Annotated in this window: 19 protein-coding genes; 14 read left to right on the forward strand and 5 right to left on the reverse strand. The window is 75.3% G+C overall.

Going from position 1 to position 20,111, the window contains the following annotated elements; translation table 11 throughout:
* The 4 genes from H299_RS0111200 to H299_RS0111215 all read left to right on the forward strand — a co-directional run bounded on the left by H299_RS0111200 (position 1) and on the right by H299_RS0111215 (position 3,809).
* A complete protein-coding gene (locus H299_RS0111200; RefSeq protein WP_027748484.1) occupies positions 1–489 on the forward strand; it encodes a DUF3180 domain-containing protein in 489 nt (162 codons plus the stop codon).
* A gap of 97 nt (positions 490–586) precedes the next feature.
* Positions 587–1,273, forward strand: coding sequence for a methyltransferase domain-containing protein (locus H299_RS0111205; protein WP_158692315.1), 687 nt, complete (start codon positions 587–589; stop codon positions 1,271–1,273).
* A 55-nt stretch (positions 1,274–1,328) separates the two neighbouring features.
* Complete coding sequence (locus H299_RS0111210) at positions 1,329–2,474, forward strand: hypothetical protein (RefSeq protein WP_027748486.1); 1,146 nt, start codon at positions 1,329–1,331, stop codon at positions 2,472–2,474.
* A 222-nt stretch (positions 2,475–2,696) separates the two neighbouring features.
* Entirely contained in the window at positions 2,697–3,809 is a 1,113-nt protein-coding gene (locus H299_RS0111215) for a hypothetical protein (RefSeq protein ID WP_027748487.1), read from the forward strand.
* A gap of 33 nt (positions 3,810–3,842) precedes the next feature.
* Here H299_RS0111215 and H299_RS33495 read toward each other — a convergent pair whose 3' ends face one another.
* Positions 3,843–4,151 (reverse strand): hypothetical protein, encoded by a 309-nt coding sequence (locus tag H299_RS33495; RefSeq protein ID WP_051262355.1) that lies wholly within the window; start codon positions 4,149–4,151, stop codon positions 3,843–3,845.
* Between the two features lie 171 nt (positions 4,152–4,322).
* Here H299_RS33495 and H299_RS0111225 point away from each other — a divergent pair, with 171 nt between their 5' ends.
* Positions 4,323–5,432 (forward strand): DUF5937 family protein, encoded by a 1,110-nt coding sequence (locus H299_RS0111225; RefSeq protein WP_027748488.1) that lies wholly within the window; start codon positions 4,323–4,325, stop codon positions 5,430–5,432.
* A 51-nt stretch (positions 5,433–5,483) separates the two neighbouring features.
* Here the strand turns inward: H299_RS0111225 and H299_RS0111230 are convergent, their stop codons facing one another.
* Positions 5,484–6,164 (reverse strand): response regulator transcription factor, encoded by a 681-nt coding sequence (locus H299_RS0111230; RefSeq protein WP_027748489.1) that lies wholly within the window; start codon positions 6,162–6,164, stop codon positions 5,484–5,486.
* Positions 6,165–6,221: 57 nt separating this feature from the next.
* Positions 6,222–7,451 (reverse strand): sensor histidine kinase, encoded by a 1,230-nt coding sequence (locus H299_RS0111235; protein ID WP_027748490.1) that lies wholly within the window; start codon positions 7,449–7,451, stop codon positions 6,222–6,224.
* Between the two features lie 171 nt (positions 7,452–7,622).
* Here H299_RS0111235 and H299_RS0111240 point away from each other — a divergent pair, with 171 nt between their 5' ends.
* A complete protein-coding gene (locus tag H299_RS0111240; protein ID WP_051262327.1) occupies positions 7,623–8,645 on the forward strand; it encodes an SAM-dependent methyltransferase in 1,023 nt (340 codons plus the stop codon).
* Positions 8,646–8,707: 62 nt separating this feature from the next.
* Positions 8,708–9,280: a Uma2 family endonuclease gene (locus tag H299_RS0111245; RefSeq protein WP_037758496.1), complete on the forward strand. Its 573-nt coding sequence runs from the start codon at positions 8,708–8,710 to the stop codon at positions 9,278–9,280.
* A 51-nt stretch (positions 9,281–9,331) separates the two neighbouring features.
* Here H299_RS0111245 and H299_RS33500 read toward each other — a convergent pair whose 3' ends face one another.
* Both H299_RS33500 and H299_RS0111255 read right to left on the reverse strand, forming a co-directional pair.
* Positions 9,332–10,747, reverse strand: a complete 1,416-nt coding sequence (locus H299_RS33500) for a PH domain-containing protein (RefSeq protein WP_078512633.1) — start codon at positions 10,745–10,747, stop codon at positions 9,332–9,334.
* Positions 10,744–11,247 carry a PH domain-containing protein gene (locus H299_RS0111255; RefSeq protein ID WP_078512634.1) on the reverse strand — a complete coding sequence of 168 codons (504 nt, stop codon included), beginning with the start codon at positions 11,245–11,247 and terminating at the stop codon, positions 10,744–10,746. The genes H299_RS33500 and H299_RS0111255 overlap by 4 nt, the downstream gene beginning before the upstream one ends.
* 96 nt (positions 11,248–11,343) lie before the next feature.
* On the opposite strand from H299_RS0111255, the gene H299_RS0111260 reads away from it, so the two are divergent.
* The 7 genes from H299_RS0111260 (at position 11,344) to H299_RS0111290 (ending at position 20,108) form a co-directional block, all read left to right on the forward strand.
* Positions 11,344–12,486 (forward strand): NADH-quinone oxidoreductase subunit D-related protein, encoded by a 1,143-nt coding sequence (locus tag H299_RS0111260; protein ID WP_027748494.1) that lies wholly within the window; start codon positions 11,344–11,346, stop codon positions 12,484–12,486.
* A 124-nt stretch (positions 12,487–12,610) separates the two neighbouring features.
* The gene (locus tag H299_RS33505) at positions 12,611–13,600 is read left to right on the forward strand and encodes a DUF2520 domain-containing protein (protein WP_051262328.1); all 990 of its coding nucleotides are present in this window, start codon (positions 12,611–12,613) and stop codon (positions 13,598–13,600) included.
* 32 nt (positions 13,601–13,632) lie between these two features.
* Positions 13,633–14,550, forward strand: coding sequence for a pantoate--beta-alanine ligase (gene panC, locus H299_RS33510; RefSeq protein ID WP_037758668.1), 918 nt, complete (start codon positions 13,633–13,635; stop codon positions 14,548–14,550).
* 139 nt (positions 14,551–14,689) lie between these two features.
* Positions 14,690–16,468, forward strand: coding sequence for an L-aspartate oxidase (locus H299_RS33515; protein ID WP_051262329.1), 1,779 nt, complete (start codon positions 14,690–14,692; stop codon positions 16,466–16,468).
* Positions 16,465–17,553: a carboxylating nicotinate-nucleotide diphosphorylase gene (nadC, locus tag H299_RS33520; RefSeq protein ID WP_051262330.1), complete on the forward strand. Its 1,089-nt coding sequence runs from the start codon at positions 16,465–16,467 to the stop codon at positions 17,551–17,553. The genes H299_RS33515 and nadC overlap by 4 nt, the downstream gene beginning before the upstream one ends.
* A 1-nt stretch (position 17,554) precedes the next feature.
* The gene (locus tag H299_RS0111285) at positions 17,555–18,352 is read left to right on the forward strand and encodes a type III pantothenate kinase (protein WP_027748495.1); all 798 of its coding nucleotides are present in this window, start codon (positions 17,555–17,557) and stop codon (positions 18,350–18,352) included.
* 1 nt (position 18,353) lies between these two features.
* Positions 18,354–20,108, forward strand: a complete 1,755-nt coding sequence (locus H299_RS0111290; RefSeq protein ID WP_027748496.1) for a hypothetical protein — start codon at positions 18,354–18,356, stop codon at positions 20,106–20,108.
* Positions 20,109–20,111: the final 3 nt, after the last annotated feature.

Here is a 20,111-nt window from a genome sequence, read left to right on the forward strand (position 1 = left end):
GTGAGACAACTGCGAATCAGGACGCTGGCGGGGCTCTTCGCCGTCGCCGCCGTGCTGTCCTGGGCGCTCGCCCGGATGCTGGACGCGCTCGGCTCGCTGCCCAGCGTGCCCGTCGCGGCCCCGATCGTGCTGGCGGCGATCGCCGCCGTGCTGCTCGCGACGGCGCTCTCGCTGCGTTCCCGGCTGCGGGCGCAGCGGGAGCGGCAGCCGGGCGCCAAGGGCGTCGATCCGATGATGGCCGCGCGGGCGGTGGTCTTCGCGCAGGCGAGCGCGCTGGTGGCGGCGCTGGTCTCGGGCATGTACGGCGGCACCGGGGTCTTCCTGCTGCTGACCGAGATCGACCTGCCCGCCCGCGGGGACCAGGCGCTGTACGCGGGGCTCTCGGTGGTGACGGGCGTCGCGGTGATGGCGGCGGCGGTCTTCCTGGAGCGGGTGTGCAGGCTGCCGGAGGACGAGGACGACGACAACCCGGCCGCGGCCGCGGCGTAGGTCCGGTCCGGACCTACGCGGCGCTGAGCGCTCGGACAGTACCGTCCGGGGTATGCCACCTGTCGCCGGGCGCCGTCCGGCGTTATTGTCGGTATTCATGAGCACTGTGGACTCAGCGGCGCACTCGCGCACGAGCACGGACGGCCCGCCGGACCTGGGTGCCGCCGCGCACCCGAGCCGGTCGTTCCAGGAGCGCATCCTGCGCGACCCGGCGGACGACGGCGCGTGGCGCGGACTCCGCAGCTCGTACGCGGAGATGTCCGCCGAGTGGCGCGCCTGGACGAGCGAGCAGCACAACTACGACCTGCCCGTGCGCGCCGGTCTGCGCCGCGTCCGCCCGGTGCCCTGGGCGGTGGAGATCTGCTGCGGCACGGGCGAGGCCACGGCCGGCATCGCCGAGGTGGTGCCGAAGGTCTTCGCCTGCGATCTCAACGTGCCGATGCTGAACCGGCGTACGGGCGAGCCGGCGGCGGGCTGGTTCGCGGCCGACGTGCAGGCGCTGCCGCTCGGCAGCGGCCGGGTCCCGCTGGTGGTGGCGCTCAACGGCGTCTTCAGCCCCGCCGAGCTGGTGCGGGTCATCCGGCCCGGCGGCCAGCTCCTGTGGTGCACCTCGTTCCGCAGCGGTACGCCGCTGTACGTGGCCCCCGAGCAGGTCCACCGCATGCTGGGTGACGGCTGGAGCGCCGAGGGCCAGCACGTCGGGCACGGCGAGTGGACCCTCTTCACGGCTCCGGGCGGCCCCGGCACGGACACTTCGGACACCGCTGAGGGGGCCACCCCCTAGGCTTGCCCCCGTCCGGGCGGCAGGGTGCCGTGCGGTCGAATCCACAGGGGGGCCTGTGCAGGTCGTGCTGATCGCTCCGTTCCTGATGCGCTTCCGGCTCAGCGGCAACACCTTCGGCGGGGCGGTCGGGCGGCGGCTGGAGAGCGCCGTGACCGAGGCGCTGGAGGACTTCTCGGTGCTCGCCTCGGAGCCCGACTCGCCGCTGCTGTTCGACTACCACACCTCGACCGGCGGCTCCCGGCTGAGCGGCAAGAAGACCGTCGGCACCATCGAGCTGGCCGAGGGCGCGGGGCGCGTCTGGGTGCGCTTCGACCCGAGCGGCATCTGCCATCTCATGCAGACCGTCGAGGTTCCCGACAAGGACGAGATGCACCGCCGCGAACGCCGCCTGGTGAGCGCGCTCAACCCGCACGTCGCCCAGTGGGTCGACCGGATCTCGCAGCTGATGCTGGACAGCGGGCTGGTCGACCCGGTGGCCGAGGCCGCCATGCAGCCGGGCATCCTGCTGTGGTGGCACCGCGTCCTGATGAACCCGCCGGACGGCCAGGAACCCGCCGCCACCCGCGTCTACGGCGTGGAGCGGAAGGTACACGACGATGCCTGGCTGCGCTTCGGCGACGGCTTCACGACCCTGGTGGACGTGCCCCGGCACCGGGTCGCGGAGGTGCTGGACGGGGCGATAGCGGCGCAGTGCGAGTGGATCGCGGTGGACGAGGGCAACCGGCTCGTCTCCGCCCGGATGCTCCGCCTCAACGACTCGCGCTGGGAGCGGGTCGGCGACATCGACGAGGAGTTCCGGGTCTCGCTCAAGCTGAGCAAGGACCTCGCGCTGCGCGACATGGTCCGGCTGGAGGAGAGCCGGTACACGGTCAACGGGGGCGCGGTCATCATGGAGGCCGCGATGGAACGCTGGGCGATGGACCGGGAGCGGGCCGCGCTCGAGGTGCAGCTCCAGTCGCTCCGCGACATCCTGGACTTCCACCGCACCATGGCCCAGTCCCGGCGGGACGAGCGGCGCAACCGGCTGTTGTTCGTCTTCACCTCCATCGCGCTCTTCCAGTCGGTGCTGGTGTGGTACGACTTCGCGCACGAGGAGAACAACACGTTGGCGCCGACCGCCCGGCTGACGGTCGACGCGGTGATCGTGCTGCTGACCCTGCTGGTCGTGCTGGGCGGGTTCGTCGCCCGGCGCCGGGAGTGAGCGGGGCCGTGGAGGGAACGGTGTCGTGGGCGAAACGGGCCTTGGAGTGAACCGGTCCGGGCCGGTCCCGGCGCCGGTGACTGGCGGGAACTGATCGGCGCCGTACGGGCGGGCCCGGCCGGGGCGGCGCCGTGCGGAGAGGGGTGGTGAGGGGTGTCGAGGGAGCAAAGGTTGACCTCGCATGGTGTCGCGGACCGGGGTGCACCCGGTAAATTTCAGGCCATGCCACGTGGACGCCATCGCCATTCGCCGTCTCTGCACCGGCTCCTGCCACCGGCAGCCGTCGCGGCCTTCGGGCTGGCCTGCGCGGGCGGCGCCTGGCTCGTGGGCGATCCCGGGCTGGGCGATACGGACACCGTGCTGCTGCGCGGCTTCGCCGCGGCCGCCGCGCTGGCCGGGGTCTCCGGCGCGGTGCTGGCGCGCCGGTGGGACCGCGGGGCGGGGCGCCGGGTGGCTGAGCTGAAGGCGCGTCAGGCAGGAGTCGAATGGCGGGCCGAGGAGCGCCAGGCCGATCTGGAGGGCGATCTCGACGAGGCCCGTACGGTCCGTGCGGGCCTGGAGGCGAAGCTGCGCGACAAGCGCGTCGAGCTGGCCGGCCTGCGCACCGAGCACGCGGCGCTGCTGCGCCGGTACGCCCAGGCCGAGACGGGGCGGGCCAACGCCCTGGAGGGGCGGCGGCAGCTGGAGATAGAGGCCGGATCTCCGGCGCCCGCGCTCACCGTGTCCGCCACGGACCACCGTGCGGCCTCCGGGGCGCCGACGCCGCTGACGTACCTCCAGGCGAGCGAGGCGCTGCGGCACCTGAAGCGGAACGGCGAGCGGCAGCGGGCCCGCGAGGCGGCGCAGGCGGCCGGCCCGGAGGGGGACGCCGCGGAGCCCGCGTCGTCTGCGGAGACCGAACGGCCCGCTGAGCCCGTCGAGCCCGCTGAACTCGCGGAGTCCGGCGCGCCCGCGGAGTCCGGCGGGTCCCCGCGGCAGCCGGAGCGGTCGGGGCAGTCGGAGCGGTCGGCGCGGGCCCGCCCGCAGCCGCGTGCGCTGCCCGCGCCCGTCGCGGGCGCCACGGCCTCGCCGCTCGTCCCGCAGCCCGCCGTCCCCCGCCCGTCCGGGCAGTCCGCCGGGTCGGCGGGCGCCGACGGCTCGGAGACCGGCCAGTTCGACTTCTTCGGCTCGGCGAAGGGCGGCGGTCAGGAGCCCGCCGCCGAGGAGGACGAGCCCGACCCGGCCGCCGTACCCGAGCGGCCCGCCGACGCCGCCGCGGGCAAGGTCATCGACCTGGCCGAGCCCGGGGACGAGGAGCCGGTCGACATCACCGAGCTGCGCAGCGCCCTCTCCTGACCCCCGCCTGCTCACGCGGGGGCCCTGCGGGAGTCACGTGCAGTCGCACGTGGCGCCGCGCGGCCCCGGCCCTGCCCCGCCTCCTCGCACCGGAGCGTGGCGCCGGGCGCGCGCCAGCCGCCGTACGAGCCCCTGGGCGCCCCGCAGGAGGCCGTGCGCCCGCCCGCCGCCCCCCTTGCGCGGCGGCCGGGGAGCACGAATCCGGATGCGGCGGGACTCCAGGTGCGCCTCGCGCAACTCCCGGACGGTCCGCCAGTCGTGGGTGCCGGGGGCGGGCGGGAGCGGGGTCTCGTGCCGGGCGGAGCGGTACAGGTCGATCGCGTACTGCGCGGTGATGCTCACGGTGTCCTCCACGGGCCCGGAGCGGCTCGCTCCGGAGTTGCGCCGCCGGTCCGCCCGGCGGGCTGTGCACCTACCGTGCGGCGGGCCCGGCGGCCTCGTCGCGCCGATTGACGGAGGCAGTCAAACGGGTCCGCGGCCCGGGCACCCGGGAGGCATCATGGCGGCATGAGCATGGACATCGAGATCGCCGGGCTGCCGCTGGAGCGGGTCGTCTTCGCCCCGGCGCCGCTGGCCGAGCTGGGCAGCGCCCTGCACGTTCTCGAGGAGCCGGGCCACCACCCCGGCCTGCACGGGTGGGTCACCGCGACCGCCGCCGGGCTCAAGCCGGACCTGGCCGACCGGCTGCACGAGGCGCACTTCCTGTGGAGCCCGGGATTCTCCGACATCCTGATGACCTTCGCCGCGATGCCGGGCCGCGACGGCCGGCCCGGCGCCACCCTCACCGAGGAACTCGACATCCTGGACCAGCTGGACGACGAGCGCTTCGTCGCCTCCGCGCTGGAGTTCACCTGCTCCGCGACATACAACACCGGCGGCCCCTCCCCGCTGGTCGACCGGTTCGGCCGGGAGCGGGCCCTGGAGATGGCGGCGGCCCGCGGCCCGCGCCAAGAGGACTTCACCCGTCGCCTGCTGGCCGACCCGCCCGTCGTACGCGCCTGGCTGCGGCGCCTCCTGGAGGACTGCGAGCAGGCGTTCTTCGCGGACACCTGGCACCGCCTGCGCGTCCAGCTGGCCGCCGACGCCCGGCACAAGACGGATCTGCTGCGCCACCGGGGGCTCGCGGAGACGATCGCCGCCGTCTCGCCGGCGCTCAGCCTGACCGCCGAGGGGCGGCTGAGCATCGACAAGCTGGCCGAGGGGCTGACCACCGCGCTGGACCCGGCCGTCGGGCCGGGGATCACCTTCGTGCCGACGACGATGGGCTGGCCGCATCTGCTGGTGCTGAACGCGCCGGGCTGGCGGCCCGTCGTGCAGTACCCGGTGGCCGCCCCGGAGCTGCCGCGGGCCGCGTCCGTGCAGCTGGTGCAGCGGCGGCTGGAGGCGCTGGCGCACCCCCGGCGGATGCAGCTGGCCCGCTACCTGGCGCGCGCGCCGTACACCACGAGCGAGCTGGTGGAGGTCGTCGGGATGAGCGCGCCGGAGGTCTCCCGGCACCTGTCGACGATGAAGAAGGCCGGGCTGCTCACCACCCGTCGCCGGGGCCGGTACGTGCTGCACCAGCTGGACCTGACGGTGGCCGCGCGCCTCGGCGGCGACTTCCTGGAGGGCATCCTCCGCTAGGCCGGGCCCGGCACAGGGGCGCCTGGCCAGGGGCGTGCTTGCGGCGGCCGGTCAGCGTCCTCCGGCCTGCACCAGCCCCGTCTCGTACGCGAGGACCACGGCCTGCACCCGGTCCCGCAGCTCCAGCTTGGTCAGTATGCGGCCCACGTGCGTCTTGACCGTCGCTTCGGAGAGGACCAGCTGCTTGGCTATCTCCCCGTTCGAGAGGCCCTGGGCGATGAGCCCGAGGACCTCCCGTTCGCGGGTGGTGAGCCGCTCCAGGCCGCGGGCCAGGGGCTCGGGCACGGTGGCGGGCAGCACCGTGGAGAAGCGGTCGATCAGCCGCCGGGTGGTGCTCGGCGCGACCACCGCGTCCCCGCTGTGCACGGCGCGGATCGCGTTGAGCAGCTCGGCGGGCGGCACGTCCTTGAGCATGAAGCCGCTGGCCCCGGCCTTGAGCGCGGTGAACGCGTACTCGTCGAGGTCGAAGGTGGTGAGGATGAGCACCTTGGGCTGGTGCGTGACGCCCCGGCCGCCCTCGCAGATGCGCCGGGTCGCCTCCACCCCGTCCAGATGCGGCATCCGCACGTCCATCAGGATCACGTCCACGGCCGTGGACCGCAGCACCTCCAGGGCCTGCACGCCGTCTCCGGCCTCGGCGACGACCTCCATGTCCGGCTGCGCGGCGAGCACCATGCGGAAGCCGGTGCGCAGCAGCGCCTGGTCGTCGACGAGCATTACGCGGATCGCCATGCGGGTGTCCCTCGTTCTCTGTGCGCGGACGGGTGGGGTGTGGCGCGGGTGCGGGGGTCAGTGCGCGCTCTTGAGCGGCAGTACCGCGCTGATCCGGAAGCCGCCGCCCGGCCGGGGCCCGGCCTCCAGGTTCCCGCCGACCATACCGACCCGCTCCCGCATGCCGATGAGCCCGTGCCCGAGGCCGTCCGAGCCGCCGTCCTCGTACAGGTCGCGCTGCGAACCGCGTCCGTCGTCCTCGGCGAGGAGCGCGAGTTCGCAGTCGCCGTAGGTGAGGCGTACGTGCGCGCCGACGTCGGGGCCGCCGTGCTTGCGGGTGTTGGTCAGCGCCTCCTGGACGATGCGGTACGCGGTCAGCTCGACGCTGCTGGGCAGCGGGCGCGGGGTGCCCTGGATCTTGAAGTTCACGGCCAGCCCGGCGCCGCGCACCTGGTCGACGAGGTCCGCGAGCTGCTCGACGCCCGGCTGCGGCACGTACTCGCCGCCGTCCTTGGCCGGCTCGCCGGTGCGCAGCACCCCGAGCAGGCGGCGCATCTCGGCGAGCGCCTGGCGGCCGGTGCCCGAGATGGTCTCCAGCGCCTGCCGCGCCTGGCCGGGCGCGGAGTCCAGCACGTACGCGGCGCCGTCCGCCTGGACGACCATGACCGAGACGTTGTGCGCGACGACGTCGTGCAGCTCGCGCGCTATCCGGGCGCGCTCGGCGGCGACCGCGACCTTGGCCTGTGCCTCCCGCTCCCGCTCCAGCCGGGCGGCCCGCTCCTCCAGCTGGTGGTAGTAGGCGCGGCGGGTGCGCAGCGAATCGCCCAGGACCCAGGCCAGCAGGAAGGCGGCGGTGAGCAGGAGGCAGCTGAAGACGGCCTCGGTGGTGCTCTGATCCGTGTCCGCGGCGGGCCAGCGCAGGGTGGCCGCGCTGGGCGCGACACAGGCGCTCACGAGGGCGAACCGGGAGGCCCACTGGACGGAACCGCAGGCCACCGTGTAGATGATCACGAGGAAGGCGAAGTTCCCCGTGTTCACCTGCACGTCCAGCACCAGCTGGGCGAAGCCCGTACCGGCGGCCAGCAGCAGCATCCGCTCGGGGGCCCGCCGGCGCAGCGCCACGACGGTGCTCAGTGCCACGGCGATGGGGACGGCCGCGATCTGCTGGCGCGGCTCGGTCATGGAGCCCTCGAACCGCGTCTCGACGCTGGCGATGATCCACACCGCGGACGTCAGCAGCAGCAGGACAGCCCAGAAGCCGTCCACCCCGGTCGGGTGCCTGCGGATGAAGTCGTAGATACGGTGCACGTAACCCAGCGTATGTAGGCCGGAGGCGCGGACGGGTCAGCCCGACGGCCGATCCGTCGCACGTCCGCATACTCCGCAAGGTGGAGGCCGCACCGCGGTTCGCGGGGGGACCCGTACCGTATCGGGGTGAGCGGGCAGGGCGGTGACGGCGGAGGCGGCTGGCGTACGGCGATGGAGCGGGCGCTGTACGGCCCCGGCGGTTTCTTCGTACGGGAGGAGCCGGGCGCGCACTTCCGTACGTCCGTGCACGCCTCGCCGCTCTTCGCGCGGGCCGTGGCCGGGCTGCTGGCCCGGGTGGACGCGGCGCTGGGGCACCCGGCCGAGCTGACGCTGCTGGATGTGGGCGCGGGGCGGGGGGAACTGCTGCGCGGCGTGCTGAGCGAGCTGGGTGAGTCGGACGCGGGGCCGGCCGGCCGGCTGCGGGCGGTCGGCGTCGAGCGGGCGCCTCGCCCCGCCGGGCTGGACGCCCGGATCGGCTGGCGGGACTCGCTGCCGCCGCCGGGCTCGGTGATCGGGCTCGTGTTCGCCAACGAGTGGCTCGACAACGTGCCGCTGGACATCGCGGAGACGGACGCGCGGGGAGTGCGCCGCTATGTCCAGGTGGACGCCGCCGGGGCGGAGACCCTGGGCGAGCCGGTCACCGGGGCGGACGCCGAGTGGCTGGCCCGCTGGTGGCCGCCCGCCGCGGACGGCGCCGGGGCCCGGGCGGGTGATCCAGCCGGTGATCCAGTGGGTGACCCCGCCGATGGCCCCGGGCTGCGGGCGGAGATCGGCCGCCCGCGCGACGCGGCCTGGGCCGCGGCCGTCGCGACGCTGGACGCCGGGCTGGCCGTCGCCGTCGACTACGGGCACACCCGCGCGCACCGCCCGCCCTTCGGCACCCTCACCGGCTTCCTCGACGGCCGCGAGGTGCGGCCCGTCCCGGACGGCGGGCGTGACCTCACCGCGCACGTGGCGCTGGACGCCTGCGCCGCCGCCGCGGGCGGCGGCGCCCTGCACCCGCAGCGCGCGGCCCTGCGCGCCCTCGGCGTGCACGGCGGCAGACCGCCGCTGGCGCTGGCCTCCACCGACCCGGCGGGCTACGTACGTGCCCTGGGCGCGGCGGGCGAGGCCGCCGAACTGACCGACCCGCACGGCCTGGGCGCCTTCACCTGGCTGGTGTGCCCGGCGGGCGTACGGGACCCTTTCGGGTGACGCGGTCCGGGCCCGCCGCCCGTAGGCTGGAGGGGACGAGACCCGAGGAGAGAGGTGTCGCCATGCCCGTGTTGTCCAACCGGTACGCCCTGATGCGCACCTTTGCGGAAGAGATGTCCGATCGGCCCGAGCCCTGGGCCGTGGAGATCTCGGGAGACGAGATCATCGTCATGATGAGCCCGGCCAAACGCCACGAATTCATCGTGGCACTCACGGCCCGCCAGCTGAACCGTCAGCTGGACGGCATCGACCCCACTCTCGTCGCTCACGGCGGTGCGGAGATCGAAGACCCCTCGGCAGGGGTGATGCGCAGGCCGGATTTGCTGGTGCTCCCGCTGGACGTACTGGACGAGCAGGGCGACTACGTGGACCCCAAGGAGGTCCGGGTCGCCATGGAGGTCGTCTCCAAGTCCAACCCGGAGAACGACTACACGGGCAAGATGCGCGACTATCCGAGGATCGGCATCCCGTGCTACGTCATCGTCGACCCCCGCCTCGGCAACGGCGTGGTGCTCTCGGAGATCGGCCCCGGCGCGGACGGCCCGGCGTACCAGCACCGGGAGGCGTTCACCTTCGGTGACACGGTCAGGGTCGGCGAGTGGACCATAGACACCTCGCAGTTCCCCCTCTACTGAGCCCGCCGCTACTGAACCCCGCCGCGCCCCAGTCGGCACCGCCCCACCGCGTCACCTCGTGAGCCACCGGTCCGGTCCTGCCTCGCGGCGGCTCGTACGGGAGCGTTCCGCCTGCGCGGCGACCAGTGCCCGTGCCTCGTCCTCGTCCCGCAGCCGTGCCCGCACCCAGCCGTTCGCGCCGTGGTCGACGGTGACGTTCGCCAGCCGCAGCCGCCGCGCCCACGGCCCCTGTCCGAGCCGGACGCTCTGCACCTTCGCGTGCGGCACCAACTCCGTGCTGCGCCGCAGCAGCCCGTGCCGGCAGACGAAGACGGCGTCCGTCACGCCGTGCGCGTAGCCGCGCCTGCGCACGGGGGCGCACCAGCGCGACCGGCGGGGCGGCGCGGTGGCGCTGCGTGCCGCGGCGGCGAGGTCGACCCCGGGCAGCACCCGGGCCAGGACGCGCGCCGCGTCCCGGTGCGTGGCGACGGGCAGCAGCACCCCGCCGCCTTTGCCCTTGGTGGTGCCCGCGATCTCCAGCTCCACCCGCACCCAGCCGCGCCGCCGCCACAGCAGCGGCTCGCTGATCCGCACGTACTGCACCCGCCCCGGCGGTACGGTCGCGTGCTCGCGGTCCAGCAGGCCGTGGTCGATGCGTACGCCGTCCGGGGACTCGGCCACCGTCCAGTCGTACTCGGTCAGGAAGCGCCCCAGGGTGCTCGCCCATACCCCGCCCAGCAGCGGCAGCGAGACGGCCAGGGTGGGCCACAGGCTGTCGGTGACCAGGTAGAGCACCAGCGGCAGGACCAGTGCGGCAGCCAGGGCCACCCAGGCGCTGCTGAGCAGCAGCATCCCGGCGATCAGCGTGCGCGAGCGCACCCGCAGCAGCTCGTGGGAGGGCGCCTCGCCCGCTTCCGGCGCGGCGTCGGGGGCCATGCCCGCGGCCCGTGCGAGCAGTTCGGCGCGGAGCGCGACGGCGTCCCGTTCGCCCAGGAAGGCCAGCTCGTCCTTGGCCTCGGTGCCGACGACGTCCAGCTTCAGTTTGGCGACCTGCGCGATGCGGGCGAGCAGCGGGCGGCTCACGTCCACGGCCTGGATGCGGTCCAGCCGGATGTGCGCCACGCGCCGGAAGACGAGGCCGGTGCGGATGCGCAGCTCGGCGTCGGTGACGGCGTAGCTGGTGAACCACCAGGAGAGGAAGCCGTACGCGGCGGCGGCCGGCAGCAGCACGGCGAAGCCCAGGAGCAGCCAGCCCAGGGTCAGTTCGTCGAACCACTGGCGGGTCCGCTCGAAGTCCTGCACGGCGAAGACGGTCAGACCGGCGACCGGTGCCCAGGCGCGCCGCCAGGGGGTGATCGGGTGCAGCCGGGTGCCCTCGGGGCGCCGGGGGGACGGGGGCCGCGCCGTCGTCCGCGCGCCGCCGCCCGGCTCGTCCGCCGCGCCCTCGCCGTGCGCCCCGCCCGCCCCGTCCCGCGACCCGGCGCTCACAGACCCGCCGAGCGGGCTTCGCCCAGTTCGGTCAGGCGGTCGCGCAGCCGCTCCGCCTCGGCCGGTGCCAGGCCGGGGATCGTGGCGTCCGAGGTGGCGGCGGCGGTGTGCAGCTGGAGCCGGGCCAGCCCGTACCGCCGCTCCAGCGGACCGGAGGTGACCTCGACCAGCTGCATCCGCCCGTACGGCACCACGGTCATCTCCCGCCACAGCACCCCGTGGGCGACCAGCAGGTCGTCGGCGCGCTCCGCGTACCGCCACGAGCGCCAGTTGCGCGCCAGCGCCCCCCAGCCCCACCCGGCGCCCGCGAGCGGCACCAGTGCGCCGAGGGACCACGCGGACCAGGCCGCGCCCGTCAGCAGCCAGGTCAGCACCCAGATCACGGCCGCCAGCGGCAGCAGGGTGCCCAGCAGCACGAGCCGCCGGAGGCGCAGCAGTGCGCCTTCCACACGGTGCCAGCGCTCGGTGGCGGGGGCGTCCCCGCCGGTGGCCGTCGTCATGCCGTCAGCGTATGCGTGCGCGGTGACGGTCCGTATCCGACCGCAGGATGACGCGGCGGCCGGAGCGGCCGGACCCCGAGCTGTCAGACTGGGCCCATGACGGAGACGACGGTCGGCATCGGAGGTGCCGCGGAGAGCACGGACATGGTGCTCAACATCGGCCCCCAGCACCCCTCGACGCACGGCGTGCTGCGGCTGCGGCTGGTCCTCGACGGCGAGCGGATCACGTCCGCCGAGCCGGTGGTCGGCTACATGCACCGCGGTGCCGAGAAGCTGTTCGAGGCGCGCGACTACCGCCAGATCATCGTGCTGGCCAACCGCCACGACTGGCTCTCCGCGTTCTCCAACGAACTGGGCGTCGTGCTGGCGGTGGAGCGGATGCTCGGCATGGAGGTGCCCGAGCGCGCCGTGTGGACGCGCACCCTGCTCGCCGAGCTGAACCGGGTGCTGAACCACATGATGTTCCTCGGCTCCTATCCGCTGGAGCTGGGCGGCATCACCCCCGTCTTCCACTCCTTCCGCGAGCGTGAGGAACTCCAGAACGTCATGGAGGAGGTCTCCGGCGGGCGCATGCACTACATGTTCAACCGCGTCGGCGGCCTCAAGGAGGACCTCCCCGCGGGCTGGGCGGGCAGGGCCCGGCAGGCGGTGGCCGCCGTCCGCTCCCGGATGGACGTCTACGACCGGCTCGTCCTGGGCAACGAGATCTTCCGCGGGCGCACCCGCGGCGTCGGCGTCCTCGCCCCGGCGACCGTGCACGCGTACGGCGTGAGCGGGCCGATCGCCCGCGCCTCCGGCGTCGACTTCGACCTGCGGCGCGACGAGCCGTACCTGGCGTACGGGGACCTCCAGGACACGCTGCGGGTGGTCACCCGCGAGGCGGGCGACTGCCTGGCCCGCTTCGAGGTGCTGCTCGGGCAGGCGCACAACTCGCTCGACCTGGCCGACGCCTGCCTCGACCGCCTCGCCGAACTGCCCCCCGGCCCGGTCAACCAGCGGCTGCCCAAGGTGCTCAAGGCCCCCGAGGGCGCCACGTACGCCTGGACGGAGAACCCGCTCGGGCTCAACGGCTACTACCTCGTCTCCAAGGGCGAGAAGACGCCGCACCGGCTCAAGCTCCGCTCGGCCTCGTTCAACAACATCCAGGCGCTGGTGGAGCTGCTGCCCGGCACCCTGGTGGCGGACATGGTGGCGATCCTGGGCTCGTTCTTCTTCGTCGTCGGCGACATCGACAAGTAGCGGTCCGGCCGCCCGGCGCCGGGGCCGCTTCGCCCGGCGGGTCCGTGCCGCGCTCACGTAGCATGGCGGGGCATCGTCCGGTACCCAGCGCGGACCGGAACGGAAGACGGAAGGTCACCACTCCGTGGACGCACAGCAGCACCCCGGCCCCGCCGTACGCGCCGAGGACCGTCCGGCCCGGCTCAGCGTCGGCGTCGTCGGCACCGGCCGGGTCGGCAGCACCCTTGCCGCCGCGCTGCGGCTGGCCGGGCACCGTCCGGTCGCCGCCTCCGGCGTCTCCGAACCCTCCCGCGCCAGGGCGGCGGCGCTGCTGCCCGGCGTCCCGCTGGTCGACCCGGCCGAGGTGCTCGCGCGGGCCGAACTGGTGCTGCTGACCGTCCCCGACGACGCGCTGCCCGGCCTGGTCGCGGGCCTCGCCGAGACCGGCGCCGTGCGGCCGGGGCAGCTCCTCGTGCACACCTCCGGGCGGTACGGGGCGGCGGTGCTGGAGCCCGCCGTGCGCGCGGGCGCGCTGCCGCTCGCGCTGCACCCGGCGATGACCTTCACCGGCACCGCGGTGGACGTGGAGCGGCTCGCGGGCTGCTCGTTCGGGGTCACCGCGCCGGAGCAGCTGCGACTGGCCGCCGAGGCGCTCGTCATCGAGATGGGCGGCGAGCCCGAGTGGATCGAGGAGGAGTCCCGCGCGCTCTACCACGCGGCCCTGGCACTCGGCGCGAACCACCTGGTCACCCTCGTCGCGCAGGCGGCGGAGCTGCTGCGGACCGCTGGCGTGGCCGCCCCGGCCCGGATGCTCGGGCCGCTGCTCGGCGCCGCCCTGGACAACGCGCTGCGCTCCGGCGACGCGGCGCTGACCGGGCCGGTGGCGCGCGGCGACGCGGGCACGGTCGCCGCGCACATCGCCGAGCTGCGTACGCATGCGCCGCAGGCCGTCGCCGGGTACCTGGCGATGGCGCGTACGACGGCGGACCGCGCGCTGGCGCACGGACTGCTCCGGCCGGAGCTGGCGGAGGACCTGCTCGAGGTGCTCTCGGCGCCGCGGGGCGGCGGCGCCTCGGACGGGCCGGAGGGTCCGGGGGCGCCGGAGGACGACGGGCGAGGAGGCGAGCAGGGGTGACCGGCAGTACGCGTGAGGGCGACGGCGGCGGCATACCGCGCGTGGTCCGGACGGCCGCCGAGCTGTCCGCGCCGACCGGCCCCGCGCCGACCGGCCCCGCCCCCCGAGCCGTCGTGATGACCATGGGCGCGCTGCACGACGGCCACGCCGCCCTGATCCGAGCCGCCCGCGCCCGGGTCGGCCCGCACGGGGAGGTGGTCGTGACGGTCTTCGTCAACCCGCTCCAGTTCGGCGCGGGCGAGGACCTGGACCGCTACCCCCGTACGCTCGACGCCGACCTGCGCGTCGCGGCCGAGGCGGGCGCCGACACGGTCTTCGCGCCCTCCGCCGAGGAGGTCTACCCCGGTGGCGAGCCCCAGGTACGCATCGCGGCGGGCCCGATGGGCGGGCGGCTGGAGGGCGCGTCCCGGCCCGGCCACTTCGACGGCATGCTCACGGTGGTGGCCAAGCTGCTCCACCTCACCCGTCCCGCGCTCTCCTTCTACGGCCGCAAGGACGCCCAGCAGCTCGCCCTGATCCGGCGGATGGTGCGCGACCTGAACTTCCCCGTCGAGATCGTCGGCGTCCCCACCGTGCGGGAGCCGGACGGCCTCGCCCTCTCCAGCCGCAACCGCTACCTCTCCGCGCCGGAACGGCACACCGCGCTGGCCCTCTCCCGCGCCCTGTCCGCCGCGCGGACAGCGGCCGACGGCCCCGGGGGAGCGGCGGCCGTGCACGCGGCGGCGCGGTCGGTGCTGGCGGCGGGGGCCGCCGCCGAGCCGCCGCTCGCGCTGGACTACCTGGCGCTCGTCGACCCGGCGGACTTCACGGCCGTCCCGGACGGCTTCACCGGCGAGGCGCTGCTCGCGGTGGCCGCGCGGGTGGGCGCCACCCGGCTGATCGACAACACCTCCGTCGTGCTGACGGACGCGCCCGCCGCCGCGCCCGCGCGCCCGACCGGGGCCCGCTGATGACGGCGCGCACCGTACGGCGCCGCCGCACGATCCGTGGCGGAGCGTTTCTGCACACCCTGTGGACAGCCCCCGCGCGCACCTTCGCGCGCACCCCTGCCCGCACCCCCGTCCGCCCCGCCGACCCAGGAGGCGCCGTATGCCCCGTGTGACCACCCTGCCCGCGCCCGCGCCGGGCTGGACGCTGGAGGCGGACGTCGTCGTGGTCGGCTCGGGCGTCGCCGGGCTCACCACCGCGCTGCGCTGCGCGGCGGCCGGGCGCCGTACCGTCGTGGTGACCAAGGCGCGGCTCGACGACGGCTCCACCCGCTGGGCGCAGGGCGGCATCGCCGCCGCGCTGGGCGAGGGCGACACCCCGGCGCAGCACGAGGCGGACACCCTGGTCGCGGGCGTCGGCCTGTGCGCGCCGGACGCCGTGCGCACGCTCGTCACCGAAGGCCCGGACGCCGTACGCAGGCTGATCGCCAGCGGCGCGCGGTTCGACACCTCCCCCGGCACGGGCGCGGTCGCGCTCACCCGCGAGGGCGGCCACCATCGTCGCCGCATCGCCCACGCGGGCGGCGACGCGACGGGCGCGGAGATATCCCGCGCGCTGGTCGCGGCCGTACGGGAGGCGGGCCGGGGCGCGGCGCCGGGCCGACCCCTGCGCACGGTGGAGAACGCGCTCGTCCTCGACCTGCTGACCACCGCCGACGGGCGTACCGCCGGCGTCACCCTGCACGTCATGGGCGAGGGCCAGCACGACGGCGTCGGCGCCGTGCACGCGCCGGCCGTCGTGCTGGCGACCGGGGGCATGGGCCAGGTCTTCTCCGCGACGACCAATCCGCCCGTCTCCACCGGGGACGGCGTGGCGCTGGCGCTGCGCGCGGGGGCGGAGGTGAGCGACCTGGAGTTCGTGCAGTTCCATCCCACGGTGCTCTTCCTGGGCCGGGACGCGGAGGGCCAGCAGCCGCTCATCTCCGAGGCCGTACGCGGCGAGGGCGCGCACCTGGTCGACGCGGCCGGGGTGCGCTTCATGGCCGGTGCGCACGAGCTGGCCGAGCTGGCGCCGCGCGACATCGTCGCCAAGGCGATCACGCGGCGGATGCGCGAGCAGGGCACCGAGCACATGTACCTGGACGCCCGGCACTTCGGCGCCCGGATGTGGGAGCAGCGCTTCCCCACCATCCTGGCCGCCTGCCGCGCGCACGGCATCGACCCCGTCACCGAGCCGGTTCCCGTCGCACCGGCGGCGCACTACGCCTCCGGCGGCGTCCGCACCGACCTGCGCGGACGGACCACGGTGCCCGGCCTGTACGCCTGCGGGGAGACCGCCTGTACCGGGGTGCACGGGGCGAACCGGCTGGCCTCCAACTCCCTGCTGGAGGGCCTGGTCTTCGCCGAGCGCATCGCGGCGGACATCGCGGCGGGCCCGGCCGCCCCGGCCGTACCGGAACCGGCCGCCGAGCCCGCGCCCGCCACCGCGCTCCTGCCGCCCGCCGCCCGCCCCGCGCTCCAGCGGATCATGACCCGCGGCGCGGGCGTGCTCCGCTCCGCGGAGAGCCTCGCCCAGGCCGCCGCCCAGCTCGCCGCCCTGCACGCGGACGCCGAGGACAAGCCCGCCGAGCCGGGCGTGGACACCTGGGAGACGGCCAACCTCCAACTGGTGGCACGGGTGCTGACGGCCGCCGCCGTCCGCCGCACCGAGACCCGCGGCTGCCACTGGCGCGAGGACCACCCGGAGCCGGACGACGCCGCCTGGCAGCGCCATCTGGTCATCACGCTGCGCCCCGACCGGCGGAGCCCTACGCTCGACACCCTGGCCTTCCGCACCACCGAGACCACCGCGTTCCCACCCGTCAGCCCCGCCGGCCCTGTCACCCCCGCCGGCCCTGTCACCCCCGCCAGCCCCGTCGCCCCTGCCAAGGAGCAGTCTTGACCAGCCCCCTCCCCGATGAAGAGCACCGTCCGCGACCGGTGGACGTGCCCCTGCTCCAGATCGGCGGCGAGGCGGCCGGGTCCGCCGAGCCCGCGCCCGGCGGCTGCGGGGACGGCTGCGGCTGCGGTCCCGACCCGCTGGACTGCGGCCTCGACGCCGGACTGGCCGCACTGCTCCAGGAGGCCGGGCTCGACCCCGTCCAGGTCGAGGACATCGCGCACCTCGCCATCGAGGAGGACCTCGACCACGGCGTGGACGTGACCACCATGGCGACCGTCCCCGAGAAGGCGCGCGCCACCGGCGACTTCACCGCCCGCCAGGCGGGCACCGTCGCCGGGCTGCGGATCGCCGAGGCGGTCCTCTCGGTCGTGTGCTCCGACGAGTTCGAGGTCGAGCGGCACGCCGAGGACGGCGACCGGGTGGAACCGGGGGCGCGCCTGCTGACCGTGCGCGCCCGTACCCGCGACCTGCTGACGGCCGAGCGCAGCGCGCTGAACCTGCTCTGCCGCCTCTCCGGCATCGCCACCGCCACCCGCGCCTGGACGGACGCCCTCGCCGGTACGGGCGCCCGCGTCCGCGACACCCGCAAGACCACGCCGGGGCTGCGCGCCTTGGAGAAGTACGCCGTCCGCTGCGGCGGCGGCGTCAACCACCGCTTCGCGCTCTCGGACGCGGCGCTCGTCAAGGACAACCACGTGATCGCCGCGGGCGGCGTGGCGGAGGCGTTCCAGCAGGTGCGCGACGCGCTGCGGGACCTGGGCGCCGACCTGCCGATCGAGGTGGAGGTCGACCGGCTGGACCAGATCGAGCCCGTCCTCGAGGAGGGCGCCGAGCTGCTGCTGCTCGACAACTTCTCCCCGGAGCAGACGGCCGAGGCGGTCGCGCTCGTCGCGGGCCGCGCACGGCTGGAGTCCTCCGGCCGCCTCACCCTCGACAACGCCCGCGCGTACGCGCAGACCGGCGTCGACTACCTGGCCGTCGGCGCGCTCACCCACTCCGCCCCGATCCTCGACATCGGCCTCGACCTGCGGGAAGACGAATCGGCCGGCTCCCCCCAGGCCCCGCGCGACGGCGAGGTCCGCTGAGATGCTGCTGACCATCGACGTCGGGAACACCCACACCGTGCTCGGCCTCTTCGACGGGGACGAGATCGTCGAGCACTGGCGCATCTCCACCGACGCCCGCCGCACCGCCGACGAACTGGCCGTCCTCCTCCAGGGCCTGATGGGCATGCACCCGCTGCTCGGCGAGGAGTTGGGCGACAACATCGAGGGCATCGCCATCTGTTCGACGGTGCCGTCCGTCCTGCACGAGCTGCGCGAGGTCACCCGGCGCTACTACGGCGACATCCCGGCCGTACTGGTGGAGCCGGGGGTGAAGACCGGCGTGCCGATCCTGATGGACAACCCGAAGGAGGTCGGCGCCGACCGGATCATCAACGCGCTGGCAGCCGTCGAGCTGTACGGCGGCCCGTGCGTCGTCGTCGACTTCGGCACCGCCACCACCTTCGACGCGGTCTCCGCACGCGGTGAGTACGTCGGCGGCGTCATCGCCCCCGGCATCGAGATCTCGGTGGAGGCCCTCGGCGTCAAGGGCGCGCAGCTGCGTAAGATCGAGCTGGCCCGGCCGCGCAGCGTCATCGGCAAGAACACCGTGGAGGCCATGCAGTCCGGCATCCTCTACGGCTTCGCGGGCCAGGTCGACGGGGTGGTCCGCCGCATGTCGGTCGAACTGGCCGACGAGCCGGACGACGTCACCGTCATCGCGACCGGCGGCCTCGCCCCGATGGTCCTCGGCGAGTCCCCGGTCATCGACGAACACGAGCCCTGGCTCACGCTGATCGGCCTGCGCCTGGTCTACGAGCGGAACGTCTCCAGGAGCTGACGTGCCAGGTACCGGTGCCCGTCCCGGCCGCCTCCGTCACCGGGTCCTGTACGCGGTCCGGCGCCGCGCCGCACGGCTCGCCGTCGCGGCGCTGCTGGTGCCGGCGGCAGTGCTGGCGGGCATGCTGCCGATACCGGGCGGCCCGGCGCAGCCCGCGGCGGCGGCCCCCGGCCCGGACGGGGGCCTCGGCGTCCGGGTGACGCCGGACTACTACCTCTTCCCGCCCGGCGAGGGCGGCGGCACCAAGTTCTCCCTCGACGTCACCGCGCGCCACGCCGAGGACGTCGTACTCACCATCGACGCGACCGAACTGCGCGGCATCGGCAGCCTCCGCGCGGACGACTGCGAGGAGGACGCGGACACCGCGTACGTCTTCCGCTGCACGCTGGGCACGGTCACGACCGCCGAAACCGTGTACGCCCTCGCGGTCGGCCCGGCCAAGGGCGCCGCGCAGGGCGCGCACGGCACCCTGCGCTACACCGTGCGAGCGGCGGGCACCGCGCCGGTCACCGCAACCTCCGAGATGTGGCTCGGCTTCGGTGCCACCGACCTGCCGGTCCGCACCGAGCCGCCCCTGCGGGGCACCGCCGCCGGAGCGACGGTCTCGTACACGCCCGCCGTCGCCAACCGCGGTAAGTTCGCGCCGAAGCGCTTCGGCATCAGCGTCGTCGCAGGAGACGGGCTCGAACTGCCCGCGCGGCACAGCAACTGCCGCTACGCGCCGGGTCCTTCGGGGATGGCGCAGGGGTACTGCCTCTTCGACGCCGCGGACCCCGGCGTGCCGGAACTGCGGCCCGGCACGGCGTACGAGGTCTCGGAGCCGTTCCGCGCCACCGTTTCCGACAGCGTGATGGCCACGAAGATCTCCGCCGACGCCTGGCTGCCCGGCGACAACGCGCCGTGGGCCGGAACGGGCACCGCCCGGGAGGCGTACACCGTCACCGGCTCCGGCCCGCCGCTGACCCTGAAGCGGGTGGCGGACCGGGGCTTCACCCGGTTCGGGTCGTCCGGCCTGCGGATCACCACCACCACCCGGGCGGACCTGAGCGCGGTCGCCGAACCGCTGACCGGCCGGGTGGGGGACGTGGTGGCGGTCGAGCTGGGCGCCCGCAACGCGGGCCCGGGCGACGTCGCCCCGCCGAGCCGGGCGGACGGCGAGGCGCCGCGGCGGCTCCGCTACGAGATCACCCCGCCGGAGGGCACCACCCTGGTCCCGGACACCTCGACGCAGGACTCCGGCCAGGCGCCCTGGCCCTGCACGCCGCGGAAGCCGGGCGCGCCCAGCTACCACTGCCGGCTCGCGGCGAGCTTCCCGGCGGGCCAGGCCCGGCAGGCGGTGTTCCACTTCCGCATCGACCGCGACGTCCCGGGCGCGGAGGGCCGGATACGGCTGCGGGGCGGCGGCCCTGACGACCGCCCGGAGTTCGACCCGGACGGCGCGAACGACTCGGTGCCGCTGCCCGTCCGCGTCACCGGAACGGGCGGCACCGCGCGGCCCGAGGGCTACCGGGAGCCGCCGGACGCGGGCGGTGCGACCGCCTCCGGCGACCGGAGCGGGGACGCGGGGGAGGCCAGGGACGCCGCAGGAGGCGGCGGCGCGGGCGGGCTGCCGGGCGCGGCGGCCTGGGCGCTGCTGGGCGGCACGGGGCTGCTCGTGCTCTTCGGCGCGGCCCGCTTCGGCCGGCCGGCCCGCCTGCGCGCGGCCCGCCACGCCATAGGCAGGTTCATAAGGCGACTTAGCGGCCAAAACACCTAAAGT

It is taken from the genome of Streptomyces sp. CNH287 (genome assembly GCF_000424825.1).

Coding starts and splice junctions, on each gene's coding strand:
- H299_RS0111230 (WP_027748489.1), bottom strand. CDS start 6,164: ATGGCGATCCGCGTAATGCTCGTCGACGACCAGGCGCTGCTGCGCACC.
- H299_RS0111245 (WP_037758496.1), top strand. CDS start 8,708: ATGCCCGTGTTGTCCAACCGGTACGCCCTGATGCGCACCTTTGCGGAA.
- H299_RS0111215 (WP_027748487.1), top strand. CDS start 2,697: ATGCCACGTGGACGCCATCGCCATTCGCCGTCTCTGCACCGGCTCCTG.
- H299_RS0111260 (WP_027748494.1), top strand. CDS start 11,344: ATGACGGAGACGACGGTCGGCATCGGAGGTGCCGCGGAGAGCACGGAC.
- H299_RS0111205 (WP_158692315.1), top strand. CDS start 587: ATGAGCACTGTGGACTCAGCGGCGCACTCGCGCACGAGCACGGACGGC.
- H299_RS33515 (WP_051262329.1), top strand. CDS start 14,690: ATGCCCCGTGTGACCACCCTGCCCGCGCCCGCGCCGGGCTGGACGCTG.
- H299_RS0111225 (WP_027748488.1), top strand. CDS start 4,323: ATGGACATCGAGATCGCCGGGCTGCCGCTGGAGCGGGTCGTCTTCGCC.
- H299_RS0111240 (WP_051262327.1), top strand. CDS start 7,623: ATGGAGCGGGCGCTGTACGGCCCCGGCGGTTTCTTCGTACGGGAGGAG.
- H299_RS0111285 (WP_027748495.1), top strand. CDS start 17,555: ATGCTGCTGACCATCGACGTCGGGAACACCCACACCGTGCTCGGCCTC.
- H299_RS0111255 (WP_078512634.1), bottom strand. CDS start 11,247: ATGACGACGGCCACCGGCGGGGACGCCCCCGCCACCGAGCGCTGGCAC.